We start from the raw sequence: 24,017 nt of genomic DNA, 5'->3' as shown, positions 1-24,017 counted from the left end.
TCCCACATAATCCTCTGCACACGATGACGGCAGAGTGCCGATTACGTATGCAGATCGGACTTGCGCCGGCCGGGGGTCGGCCTCACGCGCGCGACGCGATCCCCGGCCAAGTCGGGAACGGGGCCATGCCGGTCGGGCATTTCGCCCCTCGGCGACCCATATCGGGCATTGTCCTGCCTCCAACGCCCGTCCGAAAAGGCCGATCCATCCCATGCGTCTCCTGCTCGTGCTCCTCGTGTCGCTCGTCCTCGCGGCTGCCCCACCCGCCGCCGCCCAGCAGGCGACCGACGTCTCGCCCAGCACCGGCGAGATCGATGCCAGCGCCGTCACGGGCCGGCACGGCATGGTGGCCAGCCAGGAGGCGCAGGCGAGCCGCATCGGCGCCGCCGTGCTGGCGCGCGGCGGCAACGCCGTCGATGCCGCCGTCGCCACCGCCTTCGCGCTCGCCGTGACGCTGCCGCGCGCCGGCAATCTCGGCGGCGGCGGGTTCCTGGTGCTGCACCGGGCCGGCGGCGAGGCCGTCACGATCGATTTCCGCGAGACAGCGCCGGCGGCGGCGACGGCAACCATGTTCCTGGACGCGGCCGGCAATGCCGACCCGCTGAAGGCGCGGTTCAGCGCCAGCGCCATCGCGGTGCCGGGCAGCGTCGCCGGCCTGGCGCTGGCGCACGAGACGTACGGGTCGGGCAAGCTGTCGCTCGCCGCGCTGATCGAGCCGGCCGTGCGGCTGGCGCGCGACGGCGTGCCGGTGACGGGCGACCTGTTCGAGACGCTGACGCTCGCCGAGCGGCGGCTCGGCCAGTGGCCGTCGTCGGCCAAGGTCTTTCTTCCCGGCGGCAAGGCGCCGGCCGAGGGCGCACTGTTGAAGCAGCCGGACCTCGCCGACACGCTCGGGCGAATCGCCGCCGAGGGGCCGGACGGCTTCTATCGCGGCCCGGTCGCGGACAAGATCGCCGCCACCGTGAAGGCCGCGGGCGGAATCCTGACGGCCGAGGATCTCGCCGGCTACCGCGCCGTGGTGCGGCCGCCGGTGCGCGGCACCTATCGGGGCTACGAGGTGCTCTCGATGCCGCCGCCGTCCTCGGGAGGCGTGCATCTGATCGAGATGCTCAACATCCTGGAAGGCTACGACCTGAAGGCGCTCGGCGCCGGCTCCCCGGCCGCCCTGCATCTCGTCGTCGAGGCCATGAAGCTCGCCTATGCGGACCGCGCGGCGTTCCTGGGCGACGCCGACCAGGTCGACGTGCCGCTGGGCCAGCTCCTGTCCAAGGACTACGCGGCCGAGCTGCGCCGCGGCATCGATCCGGGCAAGGCGCGGCCCGCCGCGACGATCCGGCCGGACAGCCCGGCGCTCGGCGGCGGCGGCGCCAACACGACGCATCTTTCGGTCGTCGACCGCGACGGCAACGCCGTGGCGCTCACCACGTCGCTCAACTTCAACTACGGCATGGGTCTGGTCGCCGACGGCACCGGCGTGCTGCTCAACAACACCATGGACGATTTTTCCGCCAAGCCGGGCGCGCCGAACGCATTCGGGCTGATCGGCAGCGCCGCCAATGCGCCCGCCCCGGGCAAGCGGCCGCTGTCCTCGATGACGCCGGCTATTGTCCTGAAGGACGGAAAGACCGTGCTGGTCACCGGCGCGCCTGGCGGAAGCCGGATCATCTCGGCCGTGCTGCAGGTGATTCTCGGACGGGTCGACTTCGGCCTGTCGCCGGCCGCCGCCGTCGCGGCGCCGCGCGTCCATCACCAGTGGCGGCCTGACGTGCTCCTGCTCGAGCGGGCGATTCCGCCCGCGACCGCCCAGGCGCTCGCCGCCCTGGGCCACAGGATCGAGGTCGGGGCCACCTCGGGCTCGGCCCACACCATCGTGGTCACGCCGGAGGGCGTCGTCGGCGTCGCCGACCGGCGGGCACGGGGGGCCGGGGCGGCGGCGGAGTGAGTCGATCGCCAGTCCAAACGCCGGTCATCCCGGGGCGCGAACCGGAGGTTCGCGAACCCGGGATCCATACTCCTCGGTGCCGGCGGCTCACGGCAGACAGGGGCTATGGGTTCCGGGCTCGGCGCTGACGCGCCGACCCGGAACGACGGGCGTTGGCGATGGGGAACGGCCGCTCAGCTCGCCCGGCGGCGGATCTCGATCAGGCGGCCGAGACGGCGGCGCGCGAGCGCCGGCCGGGAGGGGCGCGCGTTGATGCGGATCGAACCGCTGCTGCGATAGGACGGGACGAAGAGCGGGGCGGTCTTGCAGCGGCCGGCGACAGGATCGGAGGAGCCGGCGGGAGACTTCAAGGATCGCAACAACACACGAAACATTGCGGTCGTCCCGGTGCAATGGATGTCTTTAAATCGGCTTTTCCGAAAGAACCGGGTGAATCGCACCCGGGAGAACTGGAGCGGGCGAAGGGATTCGAACCCTCGACCCCAACCTTGGCAAGGTTGTGCTCTACCCCTGAGCTACACCCGCATCCGTGGGCGGCAGCGCCGCCGGAGCGCTTCTCTACCCAAACTCGGATCGCTTGGCAACCGTCCCGACGCTCCGGAATTCCAGATCCGCGTCGTGCGGTCCGCGGAGCCGCCCCGCATGGCCTGCAGGGTTGACGCCGGAGCGTCCGGCAGGTCCAGTGCCGCCGCCCGACCTGGACCCCGTTCGCCCGCCATGACGCTCGCCCTCCCCCGCCCCGCCACCCCCGACGACCTGTTCGCCTGCCTCGACCGGCTCGGCGTCGCCCACCGCACCGTGTCGCACCCGCCCCTGTTCACGGTCGAGGAATCGCAGGCGCTGCGCGGCACGATCCCGGGCGGGCACACGAAAAACTTGTTTCTCAAGGACAAGCGGGGCACGCTGTACTTGGTGGTGGCGCTCGAAGACGCCGTGATCGACCTCAAGGGCCTGCACCGGCGGCTCTCGTCCGGTGAATCGTCGGCCGGCCGGCTCTCGTTCGGCTCGGCCGAGCTCATGCAGGAGGTCCTCGGGGTGACGCCCGGCTCGGTGACCCCGTTCGCCGTCATCAACGACACCGCCCTGCGGGTCACCGTCGTGCTGGACGAGCCCATGCTGGCGCACGATCCGCTCAACTATCATCCGCTGGTCAACACCATGACGACGGCGATCGCGCCCGCCGACCTCCTGCGCTTCCTGCGCCACACGGGTCACGAGCCACGCCGCCTCACGGTCTCGGGCGGCGCCTCGCCGGATTGACGCCGCGCCACATCGACGACGCGCCCCGTTGACGACGCGATTGCAATGAGTTCCGTGCTTCCCCATCTAGTCGCTCGATGGGGGCGGCGGCACCCGGATACAAGGACACTCCAGATGCTTCAGGACGGCGGGGCGGCGGTGGCCGCGGACGGGCTCATCAAGGACACGACCACGCAAGAATTCGCCAAGGACGTGATCGAGGAGTCGCGCCGGCAGCCCGTGCTCCTCGACCTCTGGGCCGACTGGTGCCAGCCCTGCAAGCAGCTCACGCCGGTGCTGGAGAAGCTGGTCAAGGCGGCCCGCGGCAAGGTGAAGCTGGTCAAGCTGAACATCGAGCAGCATCGCGCCGTGTTCCAGCAGCTCCAGCAGCAGCTCGGCATCCAGTCGATCCCGGCCGTGCTGGCCTTCGCCGACGGCCGCATCGCCGACGGCTTCATGGGCGCGCTTCCCGAGAGCCAGATCGTCGCCTTCCTGGACCGGCTGACCCGCGGCCGCGCGGCGCCCGAGGGCGACCCGGTCGCCGAGGCCCTGGAGGCGGCCGACGCCGCCCTGGTCGACGGCGACGCCGGCTCGGCCGCGCAGATCTACGCCCAGGTGCTGCAGCACGATCCCGAGAACCTGCACGCCATGGCCGGCCTGGTGCGCTGCTATGTCGAGACCGGCGCGCTCGACCAGGCCCGGCAGACGCTGGCCATGGTGCCGGAGGGCAAGCGCGCCCAGCCGCCGGTCGCCGCCGCCGCGGCCGCCCTCGAGGTCGCCGAGCAGGCCGCCGCCCTCGGGCCGCTGGTCGAGCTGGAGAAGAAGGTCGCGGCCGATCCGCTCGACCATCAGGCGCGCTACGACCTGGCTCTCGCGCTCGCCGCCAAGGGCCGCAAGGCCGAGACGGTCGACCATCTCCTGGAGATCGTCCGGCGCGACCGCAAGTGGAACGACGACGGCGCCCGCAAGCAGCTCGTCCAGCTGTTCGAGGCCTGGGGTCCGACCGACGAGTCGACCGTCTCGGGCCGCCGCCGCCTGTCCTCGATCCTGTTCGCCTGAGTGTTCACGCCCGGTCCGCCGCCGGTCGATCCGGCGCGCCGGACCGGACCCGGAGATCGGCCATGCCCATGAACGCATCGTATCGGGGCCCGGCGGACCTGCCCTCGACCCTGCCGGTGTTTCCGCTGCCGGGCGCGCTCCTGCTGCCGCGCGGCCAGATGCCGCTCAACATCTTCGAGCCGCGCTATCTGGCGATGGTCGACGACGCGCTCAGGAGCGGCCACCGGCTGATCGGCATGATCCAGCCGGACAGCGCCCATCCGGGTCCGGAGGACAAGCCGACCCTGTTCCGGGTCGGCTGCGTCGGCCGCATCACCCAGTTCGCCGAGAGCGGCGACGGCCGCTATCTGCTGCAGCTCACCGGGGTGTCGCGCTTCCGGCTGGAGCACGAGCTCGCCGTCGACACGCCCTACCGCCAGTGCCTGGTGAGCTACGCGCCGTTCGCCGACGATTTCGTCGCCCGCAAGGGCGAGAAGGCGGTCGACCGCGCCGCGCTCCTGCGGGCGCTGCGCGACTTCCTCGAGGCCAACAAGCTGAAGGCCGACTGGGACGGCATCGAGAGCGCCCCCAACGAGGCGCTGGTCAACGCGCTGGCGATGATGTCGCCCTACGGGCCGGCCGAGAAGCAGGCCCTGCTGGAGGCGCCCGACCTGAAGACGCGGGCCGAGATCCTGGTCGCCGTCACCGAGATCGAGCTGGCCAAGGGCCGCAACTCGGGCGACGCACCGCTGCAGTGAGCCGGGCCTGACGCCGACGACGGCACACGACGGAACCCGGCACCTCCCCGAGGCGTTGGCGCTCCACGAGCCCGAGAGTATGGTGCCCCGCCCGTCCGGTCGCTCCGGACCATCTCGGTCGGCGACGGACGTTCACGAACGGATTGACCGCATGACCTCGACGACTTCCGACCGCGCCGCCGGCGCCGTCGACCCGAAGCTCCTCGAAATCCTCGTCTGCCCGCTGACCAAGGGGCCGCTCGAATACGACGCCGAGCGCCAGGAGCTGGTGTCGCGGGCCGCCCGGCTCGCCTATCCGATCCGCGACGGCATCCCGATCATGCTGGTGGACGAGGCCCGCCGCCTCGATTGAGTCGCGGCCCGCCGCGACCCCAATCCATCATTCCGGGGCGCGCCCTGTCGCGCGGCTCCGACCATCGCCTTACGCGGCCGCCGGGGGACAAGAATGCTGACGATCTGGGGACGCACGACCTCGTCCAACGTGCAGAAGGTGATGTGGGCGATCGGCGAGCTCGGGCTCGCGCACGAGCGCATCGATCTCGGCGGGCCGTTCGGCGGCAACAAGGAGCCGGACTATCTGGCCCTCAACCCCAACGGCCTGATCCCGACGATGCGCGACGACGACGGCTTCGTGCTGTGGGAGTCGAACGCCATCGTCCGCCACCTCGCCGCGATCCACGGGCCGGAGCCGCTGGAGCCCGCCGACGCGCGCGGCCGCGCCCGCGCCGGGCAATGGATGGACTGGCAGCTCTGCGTCGCCGGGCCGGCGCTCTTTCCTGTGTTCTGGCAGCTCGTCCGCACCCCGCAGGAGAAGCGCGACGCGGCGGCGATCGCGGCCGGCAAGGAGAAGAGCATCGCGGCCTTCGGCATCGCCGACGCGGCGCTGGGACGGTCGGCCTATCTGGCCGGCGACTCGTTTTCCTACGGCGACATCCCGCTCGCCATCATGGCGCGGCGCTTCCTGGAGCTGGTGCCCGAGCGGCCGGCGATGCCGAATCTCGAGCGCTGGTACGGCGCCATCGACCTGCGCCCCGCCTTCCAGCAGCACGTCGCCTCGATTCCGATGGTGTGACAGGGGCGGTCCGTCCCCCACCTCCGTCATGGCCGGCCTTGTGCCGGCCATCCACGCCCTTCCTGCGGCGTGACGTCCAAAGCCGTGGATGGCCGGGACGAGCCCGGCCATGACCCAGTCCGAGGACGTCGCGCCGTCCCTACAGCGCCTCGCCCTTGAGGAGCTTCGGGACCTCGCCGGAGAGGCCGGCGGCCTCGCGGACGAAGACGCGCTTGAGGACCGGGGCGCGGTCGACCAGGCCGAGGCCGAGGTCGCGGACCAGGCGCAGCACGTCGGAGCGGTTGGAGAACAGCCGGTTGAGGCCGTCGGTGGCGAGGCCCATGGTCATCGTGTCGAAACGCCGCCAGCGCTGGTAGCGCTCCAGCACGTCGGGACCGCCGATGTCGAGGCCGAGCCGCGCCGCGTCGGCCACGGCCTCGGCGAGCGCCGCCGAATCGCGCAGTCCCAGATTGAGCCCCTGCCCGGCGATCGGATGGACGCGATGCGCGGCGTCGCCAATCAGCGCGAGGCGATCGGCGACGAAGGCGCGGGCGACGCCGAGGCCGAGCGGATAGTGCTGGCGCGGGCCGACCGCTTCGAGCGCGCCGAGATGCAGGCCGAAGCGCTTCTCCAGCTCGTCGTGGAAGTCGGCGTCGGGCAGCGCGACGATGCGCTTCGCCTCCTCGGTCGCCTCGACCCAGACCAGCGACGAGCGGTTGTCGGTGAGCGGGAGAATCGCGAAGGGGCCGGCCGGAAGAAAATGCTCGGTGGCGCGGCCGCCATGGTCGCGCTCGTGCTTCACCGTGGTGACGATCGCCGACTGGCCGTACTCCCAGCCGACCACCGTGATGCCGGCGAGGTCGCGCAGCCGCGAGCGCACGCCATCGGCGGCGACCAGCAGGCTCGCCTGCACGACGGCGCCGTCGCCGAGCGTGACGGTCACGCCTTGCGCCGTCGTCTCGTAGCCGGTCACGGTGGTGGCGCGCAGATCGAGGCCGTCGACCTTGGCGCGGTCGAGCAGCGCCTTCAGCAGCACGCCGTTCTCGACCATCTGGGCGAAGGGCTCGCCGGGCGCCACCTCGCCCGCGAAGGTGAGGAAGACCGGCCGCACGGCGTCGTCGAGCCGGCTGTCGGTGATCACCATGTCGAGGATGTCCTGGGCGCTCGCCGCCACGGCGGGCCACACGCCGAGCGTCTCCAGCATGCGCCGGGTCGCCGCCGCGATCGCCGAGGCGCGCGCGTCGACGGCGGGCCGCGCCACCGCCGGATCGGCGACCACCACCCCGAAGCGCGGCCCGAGCGACTGGCGCAGCGCCAGCGCCAGCGCCAGCCCGGCGAAGCCGCCGCCGGCGATCACCACATTGGTTCGTTCGACCGTCATCTCGTCACCGCATGCTTCGGCCGCGCCGGCACCCCGGCGCGATCCCGCCGCGAGCTATAGCACCGCCGGTGCGGCGGCGGCCATGCGACCTGTGCCCCGCCCGGTTTCTCGTGAGCCACCGCCACCGGGGGTATGGATCCCGGGCTCGCGAACCTGCGGTTCGCGCCCCGGGATGACGAGAGAACGACTGTTCTCGCGGGCCGGCGATCACGAGCGGGCGCGACACCCGCGCCTTGACTTTGTGCGGTGCGCCGGCGTCACTGCGACATCCCAGCGAAACGACAGGTCGTGAACTCATGGCGTCCGCCGTCCAGCACCTTCTGTCCGTCATCGATCTCGAGCCGCTCGAGGTGAATCTCTTTCGCGGACGCTCGCCGCAGTCGGGCTGGCAGCGCGTGTTCGGCGGCCAGGTGATCGGCCAGGCGCTGGTCGCCGCCTGCCGCACCGTGGACGAGATCGCCGAGCGGCCGCCGCACTCGCTGCACGCCTACTTCCTGCTCGCCGGCGATCCCAAGGTGCCGATCATCTACGAGGTCGAGCGGCTGCGCGACGGCAAGAGCTACACGACCCGGCGCGTCACCGCGATCCAGCACGGCCGCCCGATCTACTCCGCCATGGTGTCGTTCCATCGCCCCGAGGAGGGCTTCGAGCATCAGTTCGCGATGCCCGACGTGGCCGGCCCCGAGAACCTGCCGAGCGAGCTCGAGCTGAAGGAGCGCATCCTGCCGCTGATGCCGGATCCGGTGCGCGGCTATTACGAGCGCGAGCGGCCGATCGAGCTGCGCCCGGTCGAGTTCGAGCGCTATCTCGGCAAGGCGCATCCGGAAGGCCGCTTCCATGTGTGGATCCGCACCACCGGGCGGCTGCCCGACGAGCCGGCGATCCACCGCTGCGTGCTCGCCTATGCGTCCGACATGCTGCTGCTCGACGCCTCGATGATCCCGCACGGCCGCACCCTGTTCGAGAAGGACATCATGGCGGCGAGCCTCGACCACGCGATGTGGTTCCACCGGCCGTTCCGGGCCGACGAGTGGCTGCTCTACTGCCAGGACAGCCCCAACGCGCACGGCGCGCGCGGGCTCGGCCGCGGCCTGATCTTCGCGCGGGATGGCACGCTGGTCGCCTCGGTGGCGCAGGAGGGCGTGGTGCGGCCGCGCCACGGCTGAGCCGGCGCCGGCCCGCCCGGCCGGCCGCCCACAGGGCGGCTGACGGCGGCGTTTCCTTGGCGTAGTGTGAGGGCTCGCTCTTCCGGCGTCGGCGCGGTTTTTCGGCGCACGGACGCCTTTTTCACGCTTCGTCCATCGCGGTGCCGTCGGCCGAGCCGGGCACGGCACCGCCCGGCGGCCGCTCGGTCGCCGAACACGACAGAGGGGGCCGCCATGAAGCTCGTGATCGCGGTGATCAAGCCGTTCAAGCTCGACGACGTCCACCAGGCGCTGACCCGCATCGGGGTCACCGGCATGACGGTCGCCGAGGTGAAGGGCTACGGCCGCCAGAAGGGCCACACCGAGATCTATCGGGGTGCCGAATACGCCGTCAGCTTCCTGCCCAAGGTGCGCATCGACGTGGTGGTCCCGGCCGACCGGGTCGACGCCGTGATCGAGGCGATCAGCGCCGCCGCCCGCACCGGCCAGATCGGCGACGGCAAGATCTTCGTCACCAAGGTCGACCGGGCGATGCGCATCCGCACCGGCGAGTCCGACGCCGACGCGCTGTAGCCCCGCGCGCCCGCGCGAGGCTTTGCAGAGGTGCGTCGTCGTCCCGGGGCGGCCCGCAACGGCCGAGCCCGGGACCCATACACCCTGCCTGTCGTGAGCCACCGATACCGGGAGTATGGATCCCGGGCTCGCGGACCTGTGGTCCGCGCCCCGGGATGACGGGTCGTAGGCGGCTCCGCATCCGCGCGCCCTGAGCCGGCGGCGGCTCGCCGACGCCCCGCCCCGGGTCTCATACTTTCGTAGCCCGCCGTTTATGTCCCGGTAAGATCCGAGACCTCCCTGATCACGGATTAGGCAGAAAACGCCTGCCGATTGCGCAGCGACGCGCCGTCGCGCCGCGACTGCCCGCCTTTTCACCCGCTCCGCCGTACCCGGCGCCGCCCGGCTTCGACGGCCACGCGACAAAGCACCGCGGAATCATGGGGCCGCCGAAAGGAACCCGGGTTGGCACGCGGTTTGATTCGGCTCCTCCCGGCTAAGCTTGCGGGGGGCGATCTCGCGCGCCGAGCCGTTATTTCAGCCCATCCTCGGCCAGTCCTCGGCCAGAGGGGGCTCCAGCGGGGATCGATTCTATGAAAATCGTCATGGCCATCATCAAGCCATTCAAGCTCGACGAGGTCCGCGATGCGCTCACCTCCATCGGCGTCTACGGCATGACCGTGACCGAGGTGAAAGGCTACGGGCGTCAGAAGGGCCATACCGAAATCTATCGTGGCACCGAATACGCGGTGAGCTTCCTGCCGAAGGTGAAGGTGGAGATCGCGGTGCCGAGCAATCAGGTCGAGAAGGTGATCGAGACGATCTCGGGCGCCGCCAAGACCGGCCAGATCGGCGACGGCAAGATCTTCGTCGTCGGCATCGATCAGGCGGTCCGCATCCGGACCGGCGAAACCGACAATGCGGCGCTGTGATCCGCACCCAACGGACAGGAGTGACATGATGACAACAAAGAATCCGTATCGTGCGGGCATCGCGGCCTTCGCGGTCGCGATGCTGGCGGCGAGCACGGCCTTCGCGGCCGAGCCGACCGTCAACAAGGGCGACAACGCCTGGATGATGACGTCGGCCGTGCTCGTTCTGCTGATGACGATCCCGGGCCTCGCGCTGTTCTACGGCGGCCTGGTGCGCTCCAAGAACATGCTGTCGGTGCTGGCGCACGTCTTCTACACGGTCTGCATCTGCGTCGTGCTGTGGGCCATCTACGGCTACAGCGTCACCTTCACGGGCGGCTCGCCCTTCATCGGCGGCTTCTCCAAGCTGTTCCTGGCCGGCGTGACGCCGGAGACGAAGGCCGCGACCTTCTCGGTCGGCGCCAACATCTCCGAACTGATCTACGTCTGCTTCCAGATGACCTTCGCAGCGATCACGCCCGCCCTGATCGTCGGCGCCTTCGCGGAGCGCATGAAGTTCTCGGCGCTCGCCCTGTTCATCCCGCTGTGGGTCACGCTGATCTACTTCCCGATCGCCCACATGGTCTGGTACTGGGCCGGCCCGGACGCGATCGCCGACGCCGCCGCCGCCGTCGCCGCGGCCACTGACGCCGCCGCCAAGGCGGCCGCCCAGGCCAAGCTCGACGAGGTGATGGCCGACGCCGGTCAGATCTTCTCGTGGGGCGCGCTCGACTTCGCCGGCGGCACCGTGGTGCACATCAATGCGGGCATCGCCGGCATCGTCGGCGCCCTGATCGTCGGCCGTCGCATCGGCTTCGGCAAGGAGCTGATGCCTCCCCACTCGCTGACTCAGACGATGATCGGCGCCGCCCTGCTGTGGGTGGGCTGGTTCGGCTTCAACGCCGGCTCGGCGCTGGAGGCCTCGGGCTCGGCCGCGCTCGCGATGGTCAACACCTTCGTCGCCACCGCCGCCGCCGCGCTGTCGTGGATGTTCGCGGAGTGGATCGTGAAGGGCAAGCCGTCGCTCCTCGGCGCGCTGTCGGGCTGCATCGCCGGTCTCGTCGCCGTCACCCCGGCGGCCGGCTTCGCGGGCCCGATGGGCGCCATCGTGCTCGGCCTGATCGTCGGCATCGTCTGCCTGTTCTTCTGCTCGGTCGTGAAGAACGCCTTCGGCTACGACGACGCGCTCGACGTGTTCGGCATCCACTGCGTCGGCGGCATCATCGGCGCCATAGGCACCGGCATCCTGGTCAACCCCGCGCTCGGCGGCACCGGCGTCTACGACTACGTCGCCGCCAAGGTCGCCGACTTCGACCAGATGGCGCAGCTCATCTCGCAGCTCAAGGCCGTCGGCCTGACCATCGTGTGGTCGGGTGTCGGCTCGGCGATCCTCTACAAGATCGTCGACCTCGTCGTCGGCCTGCGGCCGACCGCCGAGCAGGAGCGCGAGGGCCTCGACCTCGCCGACCACGGCGAGCGCGCCTACAACATGTGAGACCCGTCTCACGCGCGATGCGCGCCCTCTGAAGGCGCGCATCGCGGCCCGATACGGGAGGAGCGGAGACCCGGCACCGCTCCTCCCGCTGGGAGGCCCCGACCTCGTGTCGGGGCCTCTTTTTTGGTCCCGGCCGCAAGCGCGCCGCCGCGACGGTCGCGTGCGACGGGCCTCGACGAAACCGACGTGAACGGGATCGCGCCGAGAGGCCGCGCTCACACGGAGCGAGGCGGAACGAGACGCGCCGCCACCAGCCGCACGCAGGTCTCGAAGGCGGTGAGATCGCGGAACAGGTCGGCCGGGGCGCTCTTCGGCACCACGATCGGGGCGCCGAAACGGTCCAGCGCGTGGGCGATCATCAGATTGTCGGCGAGGCCGAAGTCCTCGATCAGGTGGCCGTCCGCGACCACGCGGCCCGCATAGGGACGCGGGTCGTTGGAGTAGCCGAGACAGAGCTTTCCGCGCCCCGCCATGTAGCCGAGCTCGAACACCGTGCCGGCATCGGCGCTCGGCCCGCGGAACGGCGTCAGGTCGGCGATCACGGCCGCGGCCCGGTCCATCCTGGCGAGATTGCCGGCGAAGATCGCGTCCGACGCCGGGTCCGGCCCGAGCGCCTCGTCGAGCGGATGCAGGGCCGCGAGGCCGTAGCGGGCGCACAGCGCGACCTTGCGCCGCCCGATCGCGGCGGCGTCGGGCAGGAAGACGTCGGGGCCGGCGAGATAGATCATGGATCGAGCCGTTCGGACGCGTGTCGCCCGACGTTATCACGCGGCGGACGGCTCTCGCGCGTCGTCGTGGAACCCGCATCGCGGCGAGGCACTTGAGCCGGCATGACCGGCCTCCTCTCGCAACACCTCGCCACCGCGGTCGGCCTCGTCGCGGCGTTCTGTACCACCGTGTCCTACGTGCCGCAGGTGAGGAAGTGCTGGCAGACCGGCCGCACCGGCGACCTGTCGCTGAAGATGTTCTCCATCCTGTCGGCCGGCATCGCCCTGTGGGTGGTCTACGGCCTGCTGCAGGGCGACCCGGTGATCGTGCTCGCCAACAGCGTCAGCCTGGCGATGCTGGCGATCATCCTGGTGTTCAAGCTGCGCGAGATCGCCGCCGACCGGACCGCAGCGCGGTCCGGCGCGTCCGACCGTGCCGGCGCCGCCGCAGCCGAATAACGGCGCCCTACTCCGCTCGCACCGTCTCCAGCGACACGTCGCGCTGGGCCGTGCGCAGCGACACCGTGAAGCCGGCGATCACGTCGACGAAGGCGATGACGAGCAGAAGGAAGAAGGTGGCCGTGGCGGTCTCCGGCACCACCAGGAACTCGATCAGCATGGCGATGAAGAGGAGCAGCGACAGCACGTGGTCGACCACGCTGCGGCGCGACATCCGGGTCGCCTTGGCGATCTCCAGGAACAGGAACACCAGCCCCACCACGACCAGAGCGTCGCCCCAGCTCAAGGCGAACTCGGCCTGCGAGATCATCCGGACCTGGAACACCGGGTCGGTCCACACGAAGCCGCGCAGCAGGAAGGCGACGATGTTGTAGATCGCGAACGGGACGAGGAGCAGCGGAAAGCCGAGCATGAACATGGAACAGGTCCTCGAAACGGCGGGCGGCGGAATGGCCCGCCTCTTAGACGCGCCGGCCGTGTCCGTCCAGTGACGCGGCGTCCTGCCGTGCCGTAAACGCCGAAAGCGCCCGGGCGCGGCGCACACGGGCGTGGTCCGCGACCGTTCGGTCGCGGCATGCGGGCGACGACGCGGGTCCGGCTAGGCCGGACCCGGCCGCTCAGTCCTCGGACTTCTTGGTGAAGATCTGCCGGCCGCGATACATGCCGGTCTTCAGATCGACGTGGTGGGGGCGGCGCAGCTCGCCCGAGTCCTTGTCCTCCACATAGGTCGGCGCCTTGATGGCGTCGGCCGAGCGGCGCATACCGCGGCGGGAGGGCGAGGTCTTTCGTTTCGGCACGGCCATGGGCGCGGTCTCCTCGACAGGGGCCGGCAGCGAGGACGCGCCGAAGCCCGGTTTTCCGGAAAGTGGGGCTTATAGAGCAAGCGCCCCGGGCTGGCTAGAGCGGTTTTCGGGGATCCGTGTCCCGGACGAGGCGCGTCCGGCCGGAGGCCTGACGCGCCGCAGAGCCGGGATCCAGGGGCGGCACGGGAAAGGATCCTCGGACGGCCTCGTCCTCCGGCCCTGGGTCCCGGGTCACGGCGCAACGCGCCGGCCCGGGACACGAGACCTCGGATCGAGGGAGCGCCCGGGACACGAGGCCGCGCCCGGAGCATCATACCGGCTTACGTGGCAACCCGAGGATGTGGCGGGCCTGTGCCGGGTTCGCCGGCTCGGTGTCCAGCGCGCGAAGAATCCGCACCGCCTTCTCCACCAGCGCGACGTTGCTCGGCGCCAACACGCCCTTCTCGATGTGGAGGTTGTCCTCCAGCCCGACCCGGACATGGCCGCCGAGCAGGACCGCCTGGGCGACCATCGGGAACTGGGCCGGGCCGATGCCGAAGCCGGTCCAGAACGCCCCCTTGGGCAGCATGTCGCGCATGAACATCATCGCCTCGGGGGTCGCCGGCGCCCCCCACGGCACGCCGAGGCAGAGCTGGAACATGGCGGGCTCGTGCAGCACGCCCTCCTCGATCAGCCGCAGGGCGAGCCGGACATTGCCGCTGTCGAAGCACTCGAGCTCGGGCAGCACGCCGGCCGCCGCCACGGCGCGGCCCATCACGCGCAGATGCGCCGGCGTGTTGACGAAGACGAACTCGCCGAAGTTCATCGTGGTGATGTCGAGCGTGCAGATCTCCGGACGCAGCGCCTCGACATGGCGCACCCGCGCCTCGGGCGAGGCGAGGGTCGAGCCCGGCGCGCCGACCTTGGGGTCGGCGTCGGACGGGATGAAGCGGGCGCCGGCGCCGGTCGTCAGGTTGACGATCACGTCGGTGTCGACGGCCCGGATGCGCTCGACCGTCTCGCGATAGAGCGCGAGATCGGTCGACGGCTTCCCGGTCGCCGGATCGCGCACATGGATATGGACGATCGCGGCGCCGGCCTTGGCGGCGTCGAGCGCCGAGGTGGCGATCTGTTCGGGCGTCACCGGCACGGCCGGGTTCTTGCCGACCGTGTCGCCGCCGCCCGTGAGCGCACAGGTGACGATCACGGGCCGCTTGCCGGACGTGGTGCCCGAGGTCGCGCCGGCGGCGGGGCCGCCGGAAGCCTTACTGTCGGCCATCGCTCACTTGCCTTCGAGGCCGAGCCGCCGGATCAGCTCGCCCTTCAGCTTGTAGTCGTCGAGGATGCGGGCCCGGAACGCGGCGCTGTCGAGATAGGCCGCGGTCTGGCCGGTGTTCTTCAGCGCCGCCGCGACCGGCTCCGACTTCACGGCCGCCGCGCAGGCCTTCTCCAGCGACGCCTTGACGGGCGCCGGGATGCCCTTCGGGGCGAACAGCCCGTTGAGGCCCTGCGACAGCGAGCGGGCGACGCCGAGCTCCTTGGCGGTCGGCACGTCGGGCAGGCTCGGATGGCGCTCCTCCGAGAACACCGCGAGCACCCGGACGTTCTGGCCGCGCACCGAGGAGATCGCCGGCACCAGGAAGTCGATGTCGCCCTTGAGCAGCACCGGCAGGCCGGCGGCGTCGCCGCGGAACGGCACGTGCTGCACCTTCATGGCGAGCGCCGCGGCGGCGTTCTCGGCCGACAGGTGGCCGATCGAGCCGACGCCCGGGCTGCCATAGGTGAGCGGTGACGGCGCGCTCTTGGCCGCCGCGATCAGGTCCTTGGCGGTCGCGTAGGGCGAGTCGGCCCGCACCACGAGCGCGAAGACGTTCTCGAAATACTGGCAGATGTACTCGAACGACTCCGGATCGTAGCTGACGCCCTTGACCAGATAGGGCGCGTTGGTGACCGGCGTCGCCGGGCCGCCGGCCAGCACGTGCCCGTCCGGCGTCGCGGCGACCAGGGCGCGGAAGCCGAGCGTGCCGCCGGCGCCCTCGCGATTGGTGACGAAGACGTTCTGGCCGAGGTCGCCGGACATCGCCTGCGCCATGGCGCGGGCGACGATGTCGACACCGCCGCCGGCCGTCCACGGCACGATCAGCTCGACCGGGCGGTTGGCCCATTTTTCGCCCGGCGCCTGCGTCTGGGCCTGCGCCGGCAGGGCGGCGGCGGCCCCGAGGGCGAGGGCGGCGGTGGCGAGAAGGGTGGCTTGCGTTCGTCCCATGATCATCCTTCTTGTCTTTGTGAAACGAGTCCTTGTGAAACCAGGCCTGATCGGGCGCACGGGCGCCCGACCCGTCGAGCGCGCCGTCAGTCGTCCAGGATCGCGACGGCGCGGGTCCAGCCGGCCGAGGCGGCGCGGATCTTCACCGGGAAGCAGGCGACCGTGAATCCGGTCGCCGGCAGGAGCTCGAGATTGTGGAGCTTCTCCAGATGGCAGTAGCCGATCTCGCGGCCGGCCTTGTGGCCCTCCCAGATCAGCGATGCGTCGTCGGTCTCGGCGAAGCGCTTCGCCGTCGCCGCGAACGGCGCGTCCCACGACCACGCATCGGTGCCGACCACGCGGACGCCGCGCGAGGTGAGCCACAGCGTCGCCTCGCGGCCCATGCCGCAGCCGGCGTCGAGATAGTCGGGCGCGCCGTAGCGGCCGCCGGCCGCGGTGTTGACCAGCACGATGTCGAGCGGCTTCAACACATGGCCGATGCGGGCGAGCTCGGCCTCGACCTCGGTCGCCGTCGCCACGTGGCCGTCGGGGAGATGGCGGAAGTCGAGCTTCACGCCGGGCCTGAAGCACCAGTCCAGCGGGATCTCGTCGATGGTCGCGGCCCGCTCGCCGCCGGCGACCAGGGCGTGGTTCATGGTCGGGTGGAAATGCCAGGGCGCGTCGAGATGGGTGCCGTTGTGGGTGGTCAGCTCGACCTTCTCGATCGCCCAGGTGGCGCCGTCCGGCAGCCGGTCGGGGGTGAGGCCGGGGAAGAACGCCTGCAGGCGCCCGAAGGTCTGTCCGTGATCCAGATAGGTGACCTTCGGACGCGCCATCGGGGGATCGCTCGGCACGTCGGCGTCGATGCTGATGGACAGATCGATGATGCGCTGGGCCATGGTGCGGGGGGAGCGACCGAGAGGGGCGAGCGGGGCTCGGCAGCGGCGCGGAGCGCGGCCGCCGCGACGAGGGGGAGCCCTACGACACCACGGCCTCCGCGGCCCGTCAAGCAGTTGCTTCAAGCACCTGCTTGAGTTTTAATTCAACGCCCTGAAGAACCGAGAGAACCGTTGACCAGCCCTGCCCCCCGCCGCCGCCGTGCCACCGTCCCGGGCGACGAGACGCGCGAGCGCCTGCTCGACGCCGCCGAGACGCTGTTCGCCGCGCACGGCTACAGCAACGTCTCGACCCGCGACATCGCCGAGGCCGCCCGCGCCAACCCGGCGGCCGCGCATTATCACTTCGGCTCCAAGGAGGCGCTGCTGGAGGCGGTGTTCCGGCGCCGGCTCGACGCCATCAACGCCGAGCGTACCCGCCTGCTCGACGCCTGCCTGACGGAAGCCGCGGCGGCCCACCGGCCCCCCGCGGTCGCCGCCGTGCTGGAGGCCTTCGTGGCGCCGACGCTGCGCATGGGCGCGACCGAGGAAGGCCATCGCTTCAACCTCTTGGCCGGGCGATCGTCGACCGATCCGAGCCCGGAGGTGCGGCGCATCGTGTTCGCCGTCTACGACGAGGTCGGCCGCCGCTTCGTCGATGCCGCGGCCGCCGCCTGCCCGGGTCTGTCGCGGGAGGAGCTGTTCTGGCGGATCGCCTGCGTCTACGGCGCCATGATGTACATCCGGGCCGACAACGGCCGCCTGGAGCACCTGTTCGGCCCCGGCTTCAGCCTCTCCGACGGCGAGGCCGCCCTGCGCTACGCCATGCCGTTCCTCGTCGCCGGGATGGCGGCGCCGCCGGTCGACGCGAAGGGGTGAAGGCCTCGTGTCCCGGGCGCGGCGCATCGCGCCGCGAACCGGGACCCAGGGGCGATCAGGAGGAGCGCCCGTCGTGCCGCCCTGGGCCCCGGCTCTGCGGCGCGTCAGGCCTGCAGCCTGCCGCCCCTTGTCCGGGGCACGCGACCGGATACCGGGCGAGCGTCGTCATCCCTGCCGATGCGCCGCCGACGCCTCGCGCCTCACCTCCGCGCCGCTACGCAGCTCGCCCGTGCCTTGGCGGCGCGGCGCTCGTGGATGCCGGCGAGGCGGCGCAGGCCGGGGCCGGGCTTGCCGGCGTTGCGCCGGTGCGGGTCGGGCAGCATCGCGGCCATCAGGGCGGCCTGGCCGGGCGTGAGGTCGCGGGCGGAGCGGCCGAAGGCGCGCCGCGCCCCGGCCTCGGCGCCGAACTCGCCGTCCGGTCCCCATTCGGCGACGTTGAGGTAGAGCTCCATCACGCGCCGCTTGCCCAGCACCAGGTCCATCCACACGGCCAGCGGCGCCTCCAGGATCTTGCGCACGAAGCTGCGCCCCGGCCACAGGAAGATGTTCTTGGCGAGCTGCTGCGACAAGGTCGAGGCGCCGCGCGCCCCCAGGAGTCCGTCGTCCTCGATGGCGTCGCGGATCTCGGCGAGGTCGACGCCGCGATGCCCGCAGAAGCGCGCGTCCTCGGCGACGATCACGGTCCGGGGCAACACGGGCGCGATGTCGGCGAGCGGCATCCACACCCGCTCGACCCGCTGCCCGGTCAGCCAGCGCCCGAGCATCAGGGTCGACACCGGCCGGCCGACATGCAGGAGCGGCGTCAGCACATAGGGCAGCAGCAGAAGCACCAGCACGACCACGACGGCGGCTTTCAGCCAGCCGCGCCAGCCGGCGGGACGGGCGAGCCAGCGCCTCGGTGCGATCGTAAGGCTCATCGACTCATCTTAGCGTCATTTCCACCGAACTCGACCCACCCTCCGCTCATCCCCGCGCAAGCGGGGATCAAGCGCCACATGTCGGGCGGCCCCTGGGTCCCCGCCTTCGCGGGGACGAGCGGAAACCGGGACCTATGCCTCGTCACAGGTTTGCGCTCGGGCCCGATCGCAGCCGCGTCCTTGCACGGGCCGACATTCTCGATCAGTTTCCCGCGCCATGACCGCGATCATCCAGACCTTCCTGCTCCTCCTCGCCGTCCTCGTCGCGGTCGCCGTGCTGGCCCGCCGGCTGAACGTCGCGCCCTCGATCATCCTGGTGATCGCCGGCGTCGCGCTCGCCTTCGTGCCGGGCCTGCCGGTCATCGAGCTCGCCCCCGAATTCGTGCTGCTCGTCGTGCTGCCGCCGCTGATCTACCTGGCCGGCGTCGCCATGAGCTGGCGCGAGTTCCGCTTCAACCTGCGCTCGATCTCGCTGCTCGCCTTCGGCTGCGTCGTCTTCACCACGGTCGCCGTGGCGGCCGGCGCGCACTACATCATCGGCCTGCCCTGGCCGGTCGCCTTCGTGCTCGGCGCGATCGTGTCGCCGCCCGACGTGGTGGCGCCACTCGCCGTCGCGCGCCGGCTCGGCCTGCCGCGGCGCGTGCTCGTCGTGCTGGAGGGCGAGGGCCTCGCCAACGACGCCACCGCGCTGATCCTCTACCGGTTCGCCGTCGCCGCGGTGAGCACCGGCGTGTTCTCGTTTCCGCAGGCCGCCGGCACCTTCGGCGCCATCGTGGTCGGCGAGATTTTCTGGGGCATCGCGGTCGGCTGGATCAGCCTGCGGCTGCGCCACTGGGCGCGCGACCCGCGGGTCGAGATCACGCTGTCGATCATGACGCCGTATCTCTGCTACTGGGTTCCCGAGCATCTCGGCGGCTCCGGCGTGCTCGCGACCGTCGCGGCCGGCCTCTATGTGAGCTGGAACGGGCCGCTCCTGATCTCCTCCGCGACGCGCCTGCAGGGCGTCTTCTTCTGGGACCTGTTCGTCTATCTGCTGGAAGGCTTCATCTTCCTGATCACCGGCATGCAGGCGCGCGCCCTGATCGAGCGCATCCAGTCGCATTCGCTGTCGGAGATCGCCGCGGGCATTCTGGTCACCACGGCGATCTGCATCGTCGCCCGCTTCGTCTGGGTGTTCCCGGCCGTCTATCTGCCGCGCTGGCTGATCCCCTCGTTGCGCACCCGCGACCCGTCGCCGGAATGGCAGCGCCCGTTCATGATCGCCTTCGTCGGCGTGCGCGGCGTCGTCTCGCTCGCCGCCGCGCTGGCGCTCCCCTTCACCCTGCAGTCCGGTGCGCCCTTTCCGTATCGCGACTTCATCGTGGTGGTGACGTTCGGTGTCATCGTCATCACGCTGGTCGGCCAGGGCCTGATGATGCCGCTCGTCATGCGCTGGCTCGGGCTGGCCGCGGTCGGCACGGCCGAGGCCCGCGTCATCCGCGAGCAGGAGCTGCGCGCCCGCCACTCCGCCGCGGCCGCCGCCCATGCGCGGCTGGAGACGATCGCCGGGCGCGACGGGCTGACGATCGACGGGGACGTCTCGGCCCTGCTCGAGGCGCGCAACGCGCAGCGCACCCGGGTGGTGCCGCGCAGCCTCGACGACGAGGACTTCGCCACCGCCAAGCTCGGCGCGAAGCTGCGGCTGGAGCTGATCGAGGCGGAGCGCGTGCATCTCCACAAGCTGGAGCGCGACGGCCAGATCACCGACGAGTCGCGCCGCCGCATCGAGCGCGAGCTCGACCTCGAGGAGGCGAGCATCGCTTGCAAGTCGGAGGCCTACGAGCCGCCGCTGTGACCCGTCATTCCGGGGCGCGCTGAAAGCGCGAACCCGGAATCCAGCGACACGTGCGGAAGCCCGGGCTGGATTCCGGGTCCGCGCGCCTCCGGCACGCGGCCCGGAATGACGGCGCTGGGTCATCCTCGAATGCCGCCGGACCTGGTGCATTCGTCGGCGGGATCGGCCACACTGGCGCACCGCCGGCCCTGCCGGTCGACCCCGGAGCCCCCGATGCGCCGTCTCGCCGTGCTGTCGCTGCCGCTCGTCGCCGTCACGGCGGCCGGGCTCGCCTTCGCCCAGTCCGCTGCCCCCTCCGCACCTCCGGCCGGGCCGGACCGCATCCTCGCGGCGCCCGAGATCGGCGCCCTGCCCGACGATTCGCCGGCCCGGCTGGTGCGCCGCGGTCGCGACCTCTTCACCGCCACCTATGCGCATATCGGGCCGGAGGTGGCCGACCCGGCGAAGCGCTTCGCCGGCAACAACCTCGCCTGCGGCAACTGCCACCTGCACGCCGGCACCAAGAAGTTCGGCCTGCCGATCTACGGCCTGTTCGAAAAATTCCCGCAATACAGCGCCCGGGCCGGTGCCGAGGTGACGATCGAGGACCGCATCGACGGCTGCATGACCCGCAGCATGAACGGCCGATCGCTGCCGAAGGACTCTCCCGAGATGACGGCCTTCGTGGCCTATGTGAAGTTCCTGTCGGAAGGCTACCGGCCCGGCCAGCCGGTGACCGGGCTCGGCGCCGGCGCCATGCCGGAGCTCGACCGCGCCGCCGACCCGGTGCGCGGCAAGGCGCTCTACGCCAAGACCTGCCTCGACTGCCACGGCACCGACGGCCAGGGCATCCGCCGCAGCCTGCCGACCACCGATCTCGGCTACATGATCCCGCCGCTGTGGGGGCCGGACAGCTTCAACGACGGCGCCGGCATGGCGCGCCTGATCACGGCGGCCAACTTCTTGCACTTCAACATGCCGCACGGCACCGACTATCTCGACCCGCAGCTCGCGGTCGCCGACGCCTGGGACATCGCCGCTTACGTGATCTCGCAGCCGAGGCCGCAGCGCGCCGGGCTCGACAAGGATTTCCCCGATCTCCTGTCGAAGCCGGTCGACACGCCCTACGGCCCCTATGCCGACGGCTTCACGGCCGAGCAGCACAAGTACGGCCCGTTCGCCCCGATCCGCGCCGCGATCGACAAGCTGAAGGCCGAGAAGGCAGCGCCGACGCCCCGGTAGAGGGGGCGGCCGCCCTCCGACGAGAACGATTCCAGTCCGACTACAACCCGACACAACCCGAAATCGAGCAGAAAGAACATTTACGGAACAGATCGGGCACATTATGATGACGGGGATCGCATCTCCCGGAGCCCGGACATGGTGGACATCGGCACGCTTCAGCTCGAATTGCAGCAGGCCCGCAAGGCCCGCCTGGAGGCGCAGGCCTCGGCCTGCGACATCGAAACCCTGCTCGACAGCGTGAAGGGCTCGGAGCGCGCCTGGTACCGCCTCCCCTACGGCCGCGACGCCGCCAAGCCGGACCTGTTCTCGCTGGGGTGAGGGACGGCGGCGGCGTGCCCGGGGCACACAACCGCTCGACCGGCGCTCGGCCGCGTGCCCCGGACAAGGCGCGACACGACGGGCGTCCCGGTAACGGCCTCACATGGTCGCCCCTGGGTCCCGGGTCACCGCGCGTCGCGCCGCGCCCGGGACACGAGGCCCCGACGGTGCCGCTCCCTACCCGCCCCGCTTCTTTCCGATCGTGTCCCAGATCAGGGCGGCGATGTCGGGGCCGCCGAGATTCTTGATGGCGCGGATGCCGGTCGGCGAGGTGACGTTGATCTCGGTGAGGTAGCCGTCGATCACGTCGATGCCGACGAACAGGAGGCCGCGCGCCCGCAGCGCCGGGCCGATGCGCTCGCAGATTTCCCGCTCGCGCGGGGTCTGTTCCGTGGCCTGGGCGGCGCCGCCCCGCACCATGTTGGAGCGCAGGTCGTCGGCCGCCGGCACCCGGTTGACGGCACCGGCGAACACCCCGTCGACCAGGATGATGCGCTTGTCGCCCTTGGCGACCGCGGGGAGGAACTTCTGGATCACCCACGGCTCGCGATAGGTGACCGAGAACATGTCGTAGAGCGAGCCGAAATTGAGGTCGTCGGTGGTCACCCGGAACACCGCGCCGCCGCCGTGGCCGTAGAGCGGCTTCATCACGATGTCGCCGTGCTCGGCGCGGAAGGACTGGATCTCGGCGCGGTCGCGGGTGACCAGCGTCGGCGGCATCAGGTCCGGGAATTCGGTGACGAACACCTTCTCGGGGGCGTTGCGCACATGCGCCGGGTCGTTGACCACGAAGGTCTTCGGATGCAGCCGCTCGAGTAGATGGGTCGCCGTGATGTAGCCGAGGTCGAAGGGCGGATCCTGCCGCATCAGGATCACGTCGTAGGACGCCAGCGCCTCGCGGCGCTCCTCGCCGAGCGTGAAGTGGTTGCCGGGCTCGTCCCTTACGGACAATGGATTAGTCCGAGCGAAAACGTCACCCTCTCGAAGTATAAGTCTTTCTGGTGTGTAGTAGGCGAGCTCGTGGCCGCGAGCCTGGGCTTCGAGCAGCAGGGCGAATGTCGAGTCGCCTCGAATATTGATCCGATCGATCGGATCCATCTGCACGGCCACGCGATATTTCATGACGAGGCACCAATTCTGGAGGTGGCACAACGGTTACTTAACGGCCCGTGGCGAGGATGGCGACAGTTCGCCTAAATCTTCCCGGAGGCCAGGTCCGTGTTGCACGCGTTCTCGCGAGTGTCCATCGCAGCGAAGCTCTACGCCATCTTCGCCATCCTCGGTGTCGCCCTTCTGGCGCTCGCGGTCGTCGGCAACCGCAGCGCCTCGCTGCAGGCCGAGCTCGCCGCCGAGATGGACGCCGCCGCCCGCGGCGCCCGCAACATCGAGCGGGTCAACAGCCTCGTCTACGCCGTGGTGATGGAATCGCGCGGCATCTACATGTCGACCGATCCCAAGGTGGTGAAACGCTACGGCGACGGGCTGCTCGCCTTCAACAACCGCATCGACGGCGTGATGAAGGAGTGGCGCGACATCGTCCGGGCGGACGATCGGGCGCAGTTCGAGACGCTCGCCAAGCGGGTCCAGCAGTTCCGCGAGTTCCGCGCCGAGCTGGTGCGGCGCGCCAACGAGATCTCCCCGGCGGCGGGCCGCGAATGGGGCGACAACGACGCCAACCGGTCGGTCCGCCAGGCGCTCAACAAGGACCTCGAGGAGATCGCCAAGGTCTATGCGGCCCGTGCCGACAAGGCCCGCGAGCTGGAGGCCAGCACCAAGACGAGCCAGATCCTTCAGGACGTGATCGCCGTGCTCGCTCTCGTCTGCGCCATCGCCGGCGTGGTGGTGATCTGGCGCGCCGTGGCGCGACCGCTGTCGACCATGACCCGCACCATCGAGGCCGTCGCCGAGGATCGCTACAAGGACGAGGTTCCGTATCTGGCGCGTGGCGACGAGATCGGCGCCCTCGCGCGCGCCGTCGCCGTGTTCCAGAAGGCGATGCTCCGCAACAAGGAGCTCGGCATCGCGGTCAAGGCGCAGGGCGAGGCGGTGGCCGGCCGCAACCGGCGCATCCAGGAGGCGATCGAGGCGTTCCGCGGGTCGGTCGAGCACATCCTGAGGTCGGTGACCAACGACGCCACGCAGATGCGCACCGCCGCCGAGACCATCACGGGCATGGCGGGCGACGCCGCCCGCGAGGCCGCCGCGGCATCGCAGGCGACCGAGCAGGCGTCGGGCAGCATCCAGACCGTCGCGGCCGCCGCCGAG

General features: G+C 70.9%; 24 protein-coding genes, 1 tRNA gene and 1 pseudogene. 16 read left to right on the top strand and 10 right to left on the bottom strand.

Annotated elements, in window-relative coordinates; translation table 11 throughout:
- The first annotated feature begins 211 nt into the window (after positions 1–211).
- Positions 212–1,942 carry a gamma-glutamyltransferase gene (ggt, locus tag ABTU92_RS13430; protein WP_408091377.1) on the top strand — a complete coding sequence of 577 codons (1,731 nt, stop codon included), beginning with the start codon at positions 212–214 and terminating at the stop codon, positions 1,940–1,942.
- Positions 1,943–2,392: 450 nt separating this feature from the next.
- Here ggt and ABTU92_RS13425 read toward each other — a convergent pair.
- A tRNA-Gly gene (locus ABTU92_RS13425) sits at positions 2,393–2,467 on the bottom strand.
- Between the two features lie 192 nt (positions 2,468–2,659).
- Here ABTU92_RS13425 and ABTU92_RS13420 point away from each other — a divergent pair.
- The 5 genes from ABTU92_RS13420 (at position 2,660) to ABTU92_RS13400 (ending at position 6,049) form a co-directional block, all read left to right on the top strand.
- Entirely contained in the window at positions 2,660–3,202 is a 543-nt protein-coding gene (locus tag ABTU92_RS13420; protein WP_408091375.1) for a prolyl-tRNA synthetase associated domain-containing protein, read from the top strand.
- Between the two features lie 114 nt (positions 3,203–3,316).
- Positions 3,317–4,240, top strand: coding sequence for a tetratricopeptide repeat protein (locus tag ABTU92_RS13415; RefSeq protein WP_408091373.1), 924 nt, complete (start codon positions 3,317–3,319; stop codon positions 4,238–4,240).
- A 62-nt stretch (positions 4,241–4,302) separates the two neighbouring features.
- Positions 4,303–4,977: an LON peptidase substrate-binding domain-containing protein gene (locus ABTU92_RS13410; protein WP_408091371.1), complete on the top strand. Its 675-nt coding sequence runs from the start codon at positions 4,303–4,305 to the stop codon at positions 4,975–4,977.
- A gap of 151 nt (positions 4,978–5,128) precedes the next feature.
- Positions 5,129–5,329: a Trm112 family protein gene (locus ABTU92_RS13405; protein WP_408091369.1), complete on the top strand. Its 201-nt coding sequence runs from the start codon at positions 5,129–5,131 to the stop codon at positions 5,327–5,329.
- A 93-nt stretch (positions 5,330–5,422) separates the two neighbouring features.
- A complete protein-coding gene (locus ABTU92_RS13400) occupies positions 5,423–6,049 on the top strand; it encodes a glutathione S-transferase family protein (RefSeq protein ID WP_408091367.1) in 627 nt (208 codons plus the stop codon).
- Positions 6,050–6,188: 139 nt separating this feature from the next.
- On the opposite strand, the gene ABTU92_RS13395 is transcribed toward ABTU92_RS13400, so the two are convergent.
- A complete protein-coding gene (locus ABTU92_RS13395) occupies positions 6,189–7,409 on the bottom strand; it encodes a ubiquinone biosynthesis hydroxylase (RefSeq protein ID WP_408091365.1) in 1,221 nt (406 codons plus the stop codon).
- Positions 7,410–7,705: 296 nt separating this feature from the next.
- Between ABTU92_RS13395 and tesB the strand changes: the two genes are divergently transcribed.
- The 4 genes from tesB to ABTU92_RS13375 all read left to right on the top strand — a co-directional run bounded on the left by tesB (position 7,706) and on the right by ABTU92_RS13375 (position 11,512).
- Positions 7,706–8,575, top strand: coding sequence for an acyl-CoA thioesterase II (gene tesB, locus ABTU92_RS13390; protein ID WP_408091363.1), 870 nt, complete (start codon positions 7,706–7,708; stop codon positions 8,573–8,575).
- Positions 8,576–8,788: 213 nt separating this feature from the next.
- Positions 8,789–9,127: a P-II family nitrogen regulator gene (locus tag ABTU92_RS13385; RefSeq protein WP_408091361.1), complete on the top strand. Its 339-nt coding sequence runs from the start codon at positions 8,789–8,791 to the stop codon at positions 9,125–9,127.
- A 572-nt stretch (positions 9,128–9,699) separates the two neighbouring features.
- Positions 9,700–10,038, top strand: a complete 339-nt coding sequence (locus tag ABTU92_RS13380; protein WP_111359962.1) for a P-II family nitrogen regulator — start codon at positions 9,700–9,702, stop codon at positions 10,036–10,038.
- A gap of 28 nt (positions 10,039–10,066) precedes the next feature.
- Positions 10,067–11,512, top strand: coding sequence for an ammonium transporter (locus ABTU92_RS13375; RefSeq protein WP_111359963.1), 1,446 nt, complete (start codon positions 10,067–10,069; stop codon positions 11,510–11,512).
- A gap of 215 nt (positions 11,513–11,727) precedes the next feature.
- Here the strand turns inward: ABTU92_RS13375 and ABTU92_RS13370 are convergent, their stop codons facing one another.
- On the bottom strand, positions 11,728–12,240 hold the full coding sequence (locus ABTU92_RS13370) for a nucleoside 2-deoxyribosyltransferase (RefSeq protein ID WP_408091359.1): 513 nt from the start codon (positions 12,238–12,240) through the stop codon (positions 11,728–11,730).
- Between the two features lie 102 nt (positions 12,241–12,342).
- Here ABTU92_RS13370 and ABTU92_RS13365 point away from each other — a divergent pair, with 102 nt between their 5' ends.
- Positions 12,343–12,678, top strand: a complete 336-nt coding sequence (locus ABTU92_RS13365; RefSeq protein WP_408091357.1) for a SemiSWEET family sugar transporter — start codon at positions 12,343–12,345, stop codon at positions 12,676–12,678.
- Between the two features lie 7 nt (positions 12,679–12,685).
- Here ABTU92_RS13365 and ABTU92_RS13360 read toward each other — a convergent pair whose 3' ends face one another.
- The 5 genes from ABTU92_RS13360 to ABTU92_RS13340 form a co-directional block, all read right to left on the bottom strand.
- A complete protein-coding gene (locus ABTU92_RS13360) occupies positions 12,686–13,096 on the bottom strand; it encodes a hypothetical protein (RefSeq protein ID WP_408091355.1) in 411 nt (136 codons plus the stop codon).
- 199 nt (positions 13,097–13,295) lie between these two features.
- Positions 13,296–13,481, bottom strand: coding sequence for a 50S ribosomal protein L32 (gene rpmF / locus ABTU92_RS13355; protein ID WP_111359959.1), 186 nt, complete (start codon positions 13,479–13,481; stop codon positions 13,296–13,298).
- A 310-nt stretch (positions 13,482–13,791) separates the two neighbouring features.
- Positions 13,792–14,739 carry a 3-keto-5-aminohexanoate cleavage protein gene (locus tag ABTU92_RS13350; protein ID WP_408091352.1) on the bottom strand — a complete coding sequence of 316 codons (948 nt, stop codon included), beginning with the start codon at positions 14,737–14,739 and terminating at the stop codon, positions 13,792–13,794.
- 3 nt (positions 14,740–14,742) lie between these two features.
- Positions 14,743–15,726, bottom strand: a complete 984-nt coding sequence (locus ABTU92_RS13345; protein ID WP_408091350.1) for a tripartite tricarboxylate transporter substrate binding protein — start codon at positions 15,724–15,726, stop codon at positions 14,743–14,745.
- Positions 15,727–15,812: 86 nt separating this feature from the next.
- Entirely contained in the window at positions 15,813–16,604 is a 792-nt protein-coding gene (locus ABTU92_RS13340) for a cyclase family protein (RefSeq protein ID WP_408091348.1), read from the bottom strand.
- 171 nt (positions 16,605–16,775) lie between these two features.
- Between ABTU92_RS13340 and ABTU92_RS13335 the strand changes: the two genes are divergently transcribed.
- Positions 16,776–17,459: a TetR/AcrR family transcriptional regulator gene (locus ABTU92_RS13335; protein WP_408091346.1), complete on the top strand. Its 684-nt coding sequence runs from the start codon at positions 16,776–16,778 to the stop codon at positions 17,457–17,459.
- A 200-nt stretch (positions 17,460–17,659) separates the two neighbouring features.
- Here ABTU92_RS13335 and ABTU92_RS13330 read toward each other — a convergent pair whose 3' ends face one another.
- On the bottom strand, positions 17,660–18,376 hold the full coding sequence (locus tag ABTU92_RS13330; RefSeq protein WP_408091344.1) for a transglycosylase domain-containing protein: 717 nt from the start codon (positions 18,374–18,376) through the stop codon (positions 17,660–17,662).
- Between the two features lie 217 nt (positions 18,377–18,593).
- On the opposite strand from ABTU92_RS13330, the gene ABTU92_RS13325 reads away from it, so the two are divergent.
- The 3 genes from ABTU92_RS13325 to ABTU92_RS13315 all read left to right on the top strand — a co-directional run bounded on the left by ABTU92_RS13325 (position 18,594) and on the right by ABTU92_RS13315 (position 21,752).
- The gene (locus tag ABTU92_RS13325) at positions 18,594–20,210 is read left to right on the top strand and encodes a Na+/H+ antiporter (RefSeq protein ID WP_408091342.1); all 1,617 of its coding nucleotides are present in this window, start codon (positions 18,594–18,596) and stop codon (positions 20,208–20,210) included.
- 213 nt (positions 20,211–20,423) lie between these two features.
- Positions 20,424–21,431: a c-type cytochrome gene (locus ABTU92_RS13320; protein ID WP_408091340.1), complete on the top strand. Its 1,008-nt coding sequence runs from the start codon at positions 20,424–20,426 to the stop codon at positions 21,429–21,431.
- Between the two features lie 138 nt (positions 21,432–21,569).
- Complete coding sequence (locus ABTU92_RS13315; protein ID WP_408091338.1) at positions 21,570–21,752, top strand: hypothetical protein; 183 nt, start codon at positions 21,570–21,572, stop codon at positions 21,750–21,752.
- 177 nt (positions 21,753–21,929) lie between these two features.
- Here ABTU92_RS13315 and gshB read toward each other — a convergent pair whose 3' ends face one another.
- Positions 21,930–22,874, bottom strand: a complete 945-nt coding sequence (gshB, locus tag ABTU92_RS13310) for a glutathione synthase (RefSeq protein WP_408091336.1) — start codon at positions 22,872–22,874, stop codon at positions 21,930–21,932.
- Positions 22,875–23,105: 231 nt separating this feature from the next.
- Here gshB and ABTU92_RS13305 point away from each other — a divergent pair.
- A pseudogene (locus tag ABTU92_RS13305) lies at positions 23,106–23,681 on the top strand (methyl-accepting chemotaxis protein); the annotation flags it as partial.
- Positions 23,682–24,017 lie beyond the last annotated feature (336 nt).

The organism is Rhodoplanes sp. SY1, from assembly GCF_046000175.1.
Lineage (GTDB): Bacteria > Pseudomonadota > Alphaproteobacteria > Rhizobiales > Xanthobacteraceae > Rhodoplanes.
This window is presented reverse-complemented; position numbering and strand designations above follow the sequence as displayed.